4 protein-coding genes and 1 pseudogene are annotated in these 4,608 nt (G+C 60.6%); 4 read left to right on the plus strand and 1 reads right to left on the minus strand.

The window, feature by feature from the left end:
* A pseudogene (locus ACFFWD_RS29335) lies at nt 1-300 on the minus strand (isoprenylcysteine carboxyl methyltransferase); the annotation flags it as partial.
* A 457-nt stretch (nt 301-757) separates the two neighbouring features.
* Here ACFFWD_RS29335 and ACFFWD_RS29340 point away from each other — a divergent pair.
* The 4 genes from ACFFWD_RS29340 (at nt 758) to ACFFWD_RS29355 (ending at nt 4,295) form a co-directional block, all read left to right on the plus strand.
* Nucleotides 758-1,180 (plus strand): MarR family winged helix-turn-helix transcriptional regulator, encoded by a 423-nt coding sequence (locus tag ACFFWD_RS29340; protein WP_376971260.1) that lies wholly within the window; start codon nt 758-760, stop codon nt 1,178-1,180.
* Nucleotides 1,177-2,421, plus strand: a complete 1,245-nt coding sequence (locus tag ACFFWD_RS29345; RefSeq protein WP_376971262.1) for an ABC transporter substrate-binding protein — start codon at nt 1,177-1,179, stop codon at nt 2,419-2,421. Before ACFFWD_RS29340 ends, ACFFWD_RS29345 begins: the two co-directional genes overlap by 4 nt.
* A gap of 48 nt (nt 2,422-2,469) precedes the next feature.
* Nucleotides 2,470-3,519 carry a methyltransferase gene (locus ACFFWD_RS29350; protein WP_376971264.1) on the plus strand — a complete coding sequence of 350 codons (1,050 nt, stop codon included), beginning with the start codon at nt 2,470-2,472 and terminating at the stop codon, nt 3,517-3,519.
* Nucleotides 3,520-3,668: 149 nt separating this feature from the next.
* Nucleotides 3,669-4,295 (plus strand): histidine phosphatase family protein, encoded by a 627-nt coding sequence (locus ACFFWD_RS29355; RefSeq protein WP_376971267.1) that lies wholly within the window; start codon nt 3,669-3,671, stop codon nt 4,293-4,295.
* Nucleotides 4,296-4,608 lie beyond the last annotated feature (313 nt).

Below are 4,608 nucleotides of genomic sequence, written 5' to 3' on the forward strand. Positions count from 1 at the left end.
GACTGCCAGGTAGATTGGATTGCGCACATAGCGATAGAGGCCGGTAACGACGAGATGTTGGGTCGGCGCGATCGGCGCCGGCGTGCCGAGCCCCTGCAGCGCGAAACGCGCGAATGAATCCACGAGCCCGGCTACGCCGGCAAGAATGAGCGCGGCGCCGACGAAGCGCGTGAGCTCGACGCCGGGAAACGACAACCTGAACTCCCAGCGCGAAATCCACCACGGGACCACCCCGGCCACCACGCAGGGCGCGAACACGAAGAAGATGGCGGTGCCGATGACGGCGGCGGTTCTTCGCATGGACACGATCCGTTCCCTGCTATTCTAGCACTCCGCACCGGGAGCGCGTCAGGTCCGCCTTGGGTCAAAAGCGCCGTTTTGCGGGTTGGCTGGCCACTTCCGGCCTTCCCCCATCAGCAGACCTTTTCAGGGTCCGTCGGCATGTCTCAAAGGGGGCCAGCGCACTAGGTGACCTTGCAGGCTTGGCCTTGGTCGTCCCGACGACTATCAGGTGATCTGGCGAAAGCGGCCAATGGGCAGGATGATGCGAGCAACCTGCGCAGGAGGTCGTTGACAGATCATATAATTAGTATTCTAATCATAAATATTCATATTATTTTCGCTCGGGAATTTCATGCACGAGCCCCGCTCTAGACCAAACGCAAAGTCAACAAAGGTGCTGTCATCGCACAGAGTGCCCGCGCATCTGGCACGTCGCTTTCACCAGATCTGCCTTGGCGTGACAGCTGAGATTCTCGTGCATGAGGATCTGACACCAATGCTTTATGGGGTCATGGCCGCCATTCAGGAGGTGCCCGGGAGCGGCCAGCGGCAGCTCGCGAGCCGCCTCGGCGTTGACGCTGTCACCCTCGGCCAAATGATCGAGTTTCTCGAGCGAAAGAGTCTGGTCAAACGAGAGATTGATCCCAATGACCGGCGGGCCCGCCAGCTCTATCTAACCCGGCGCGGCATGGACTTGCGCCTTCGGTTGCGCCCCTCCTTGCTCGCTGCGCAGGAGCGGATTCTGGCACCGCTGGCGAAAGCGGAGCGCACCGCCCTGCTCGATATGCTGGCCCGGGTAATCGAAGCCAACGATTCCTATGCCCGCCCGGGCCACGGGCGGCGAAAGCCGCGACGCAGAACCGATCTGCCAATCGATGGAATAGGGAGGCGACAATGACGTTCCTGCGACAACTGACCGCCTTAATTCCGTGCGCCCGTTCCGGACCGTTGACGCTGGTTCGAGCGCTGTACTGCACCGGCCTGGCCAGCCTGATGCTGGCGACGCCTTTGCCGGCGCAAGCCGGCGGCGGCGAAATCAAGATCGGCAACACGATGCCCTACAGCGGCGCCGCATCCGCTTACGGTACGATCGGGCGCATGGAAGCGGCCTACTTCAAGATGCTCAATGAACAGGGCGGCATCAACGGCCGCAAGATCAATTTCATCTCGCTCGATGACGGCTACAACCCGTCGAAGACCGTCGAGCAGACTCGCCGGCTGGTCGAGGGCGACGGCGTGCTCCTGATGTTCAGCGCGTTCGGGACCGCGACGGTCTCGGCCGTACAGAAATATCTCTCGGATCAAAAGGTGCCGCAGCTGTTTTTCGTTACCGGCGCAAGCAAGTGGGAGGATCGAAAGCAACATAGCTGGATGATCGGATGGCAACCCACCTACCATGCCGAAGGAATGATTTTCGCAAACTATCTGTTACGCTCCAGACCGGACGCGAGGATCGGCGTGCTTTACCAGAACGACGATTACGGCAGGGACTACCTGCAGGGATTGAAAGATGGGCTGGGCGCCAAAGCCTCCGCGATGATTGTCAAAGAGCTGACCTATCAGGTCAACGATCCAACGATCGACTCGCAGATCGTCGCCTTGAAGGCTTCCGGCGCGGACGTCTTCTTCAACGTGACGACGGCAAAGTTCGCCGCCCAGGCGATCCGGAAAAGCGACGAGATCGGATGGAAGCCGCTGCATCTCATCAATTCGATTTCATCCGCGGTCGCGTCCGTGCTCGAACCGGCCGGGCTCGACAAATCCGTGGGCCTGATCACCGCGGCGTACGGCAAGGACCCAACCGATCCTCAATTCAGGGACGATCCCGGCGTCCGCGACTATTTCGATTTCATGCGCAAATATTTTCCGGAAGGTGACGCCACCAATATGCAGAATGCCATCACCTACAGCCGGACCATGACACTGGCGCTGGTGCTGCGGCAATGCGGCGATGACGTCTCGCGCGACAACATCATGCGGCAAGCCAACAGGCTCGATCGCGAACTACCGATGTTGCTGCCGGGCATCAGGGTTCGCACCGGGATCGATCGCCCGTCGGCTATCACCGAAATGCAGTTACAGCGATTCACCGGCCGCAGTTGGGAGCGATTTGGCGGACTGGTTGGAGTGCGGAACTAGCGTGCGACGTGTTGAACTGAAGCCGCCGGCGGGGTTGCGATCAACATCATGGAGGCGACAGTGTCTACACAACCAGGCCCGGTGCCCGAAGCCCCTTCGCTGATGCCGATGATTACCGGCGCGTGGGCCTCGCAGGCGATCTGCGTCGCGGCGAAACTTGGCCTTGCCGACCTGCTGCACGACAAGGCGCGCCACGTCGCGGAACTCGCCCTCGCGACAGAGACGGCCCCCTCCGCGCTTGCCCGCCTGTTGCACGCGCTGTCGGCGCTTGGCGTGTTTTCGGAAATCGAACCAGACGTTTTCGCTTGCGCTGCGCTCGGCGAGCAATTGCGGACCGGCGTCCCTGGCTCATTGCGCAATTTTGCAATGTTCGTTGGGTCCGAAGATACCCGCAGGGCCTGGAGCGATTTGGCCTACAGCGTTCGCACCGGCAAGTCCGCCTTCCGAAAGGTTTTCGGGACCAGCACCTTCGAGCATCGCGCAAGCCAACCGGAAGAGGCCAGAATTTTCAATGAGGCGATGGCTGAGATGACCCGTCAGGTGGGCAACGCGGCAGTCGCGGCGTACGATTTCAGTCGCTTCAAGACGATCGTCGATGTCGGCGGCGGCAACGGAGCATTGTTGTCCGTCGTTCTGTCATGGTGCCCCGGCCTGAATGGCACGATTTTCGATATCCCATCGGGGACGTCGGACGCATCCGAGGCTCTCGCCGCGGCGGGCCTCAGCGACCGCTGCCGGATCGTGCATGGAGATTTCTTCAAGGCCGTGCCGCCGGCCGCCGATGCCTATATCCTCAAAAGCGTGATTCACGATTGGGATGATGCCAGCAGCCGGAACATTCTGACGAATTGCGCCGCGGCTATGACGGCCGACAGCCGACTGCTGCTGATCGAACAGGTGTTGCCCGCGAGGGTCGAGGAGATCCCCGCTCATCGACGGGCCCTTCTGACGGATCTCAATATGCTGGTCATGACAACGGGTTGCGAGCGCACCGACGCACAGTATCGCGCTCTGCTGGCCTCGAGCGGTCTCTCGGTTGAGGCCATTGTCGCAACCGCTTCGCCCTTCAGCCTGATCGAAGCGCGCCGCATTATCTAAGTTGCCGTGGGTGGCCGGAACAAGGCTTGGATGTTGCCGCGGACCCGCCCAGTTGGTCCGGTTGGTGCCAATTCAAAAAAATGTGCAGCTTTCTCGAGGAGAGAAAACCCTTTAGCCTTCGGGTCCGATTAATCGAGGGGGATTTAGTCATGAAATTCGCCTTAGGTTGGCGCTCGGTGCTGGCGGTCGCTTTGGCGGCAATCTTCATACATTTGCCTTTTCAGCCCTTCGTGCAGCCAGCCAGCGCCGACGAACTCCCCGTTATCATTCTCGTGCGGCACGCGGATAAAGCGGCACAACCGGCGGATGATCCGCCTCTGACTGAAGCTGGGGCGAAGCGTGCACAGGACCTCGCCGCCGCGTTGCGCACCGCCGGCGTGGCCAGCATCATCACAACACAACTTCGCCGTACGCGCGAGACTGCTCAACCGTTGGCCAAGGCGCTCGGGATAGCTCCAGAGGTGATAAATGTCGGGCAGCGCGCACTTGTCGCCAATCCTACGGCTGATGCGCTATTTCCGCCCGAGGTCATAAAGGAGCGTGCCGAGTATATCAAAACATTAGAGCTGGCGGTGCGCCACCGCTCAGGCGTGGTGCTGGTCGTGGGGCACGACTGGTCGGTGCCTGGCCTTATTGCCTCGCTCGGAGGACCGCAACTACCAAATATTTGCAGCTCGGTTTACGATAATTTGTTTGTCCTGACCTCTGCCAGGGGAAATGTAAACCTCGTTCGCGCCCGCTATGGCGCTCCGACTCCCGAGGTAGACTGCAAGTAGCTTTCTAGCCGCGGGGACCCGGCTGAGTAGCATCAGCCTTGAGCGGCCTCGACTTCCGAAATGGGTCAAAAGCGCCGATTCGACCCTCTGCCAGCCACTTCCGGTCTACCCCCAATCAACGGACGTCATGAGACCGTCCCGGTTGGTCCGGTTGGTGCCAAAACCGGACCGGGCTTGCGTGCTGCATGACGCAAAAATCAAGCCGGTAGCACGGCGGTGACTAGATGTCCCAGATCCGCCGAGCATGATGCCGTGAAAGGGATTCCGACGACCTCGTCAGAATGCAACTGGACGTTCTGCTCGATCCGTCCGA

Origin of the sequence: Bradyrhizobium erythrophlei (assembly GCF_042430365.1) — a bacterium.
Taxonomy (GTDB): domain Bacteria; phylum Pseudomonadota; class Alphaproteobacteria; order Rhizobiales; family Xanthobacteraceae; genus Bradyrhizobium; species Bradyrhizobium erythrophlei.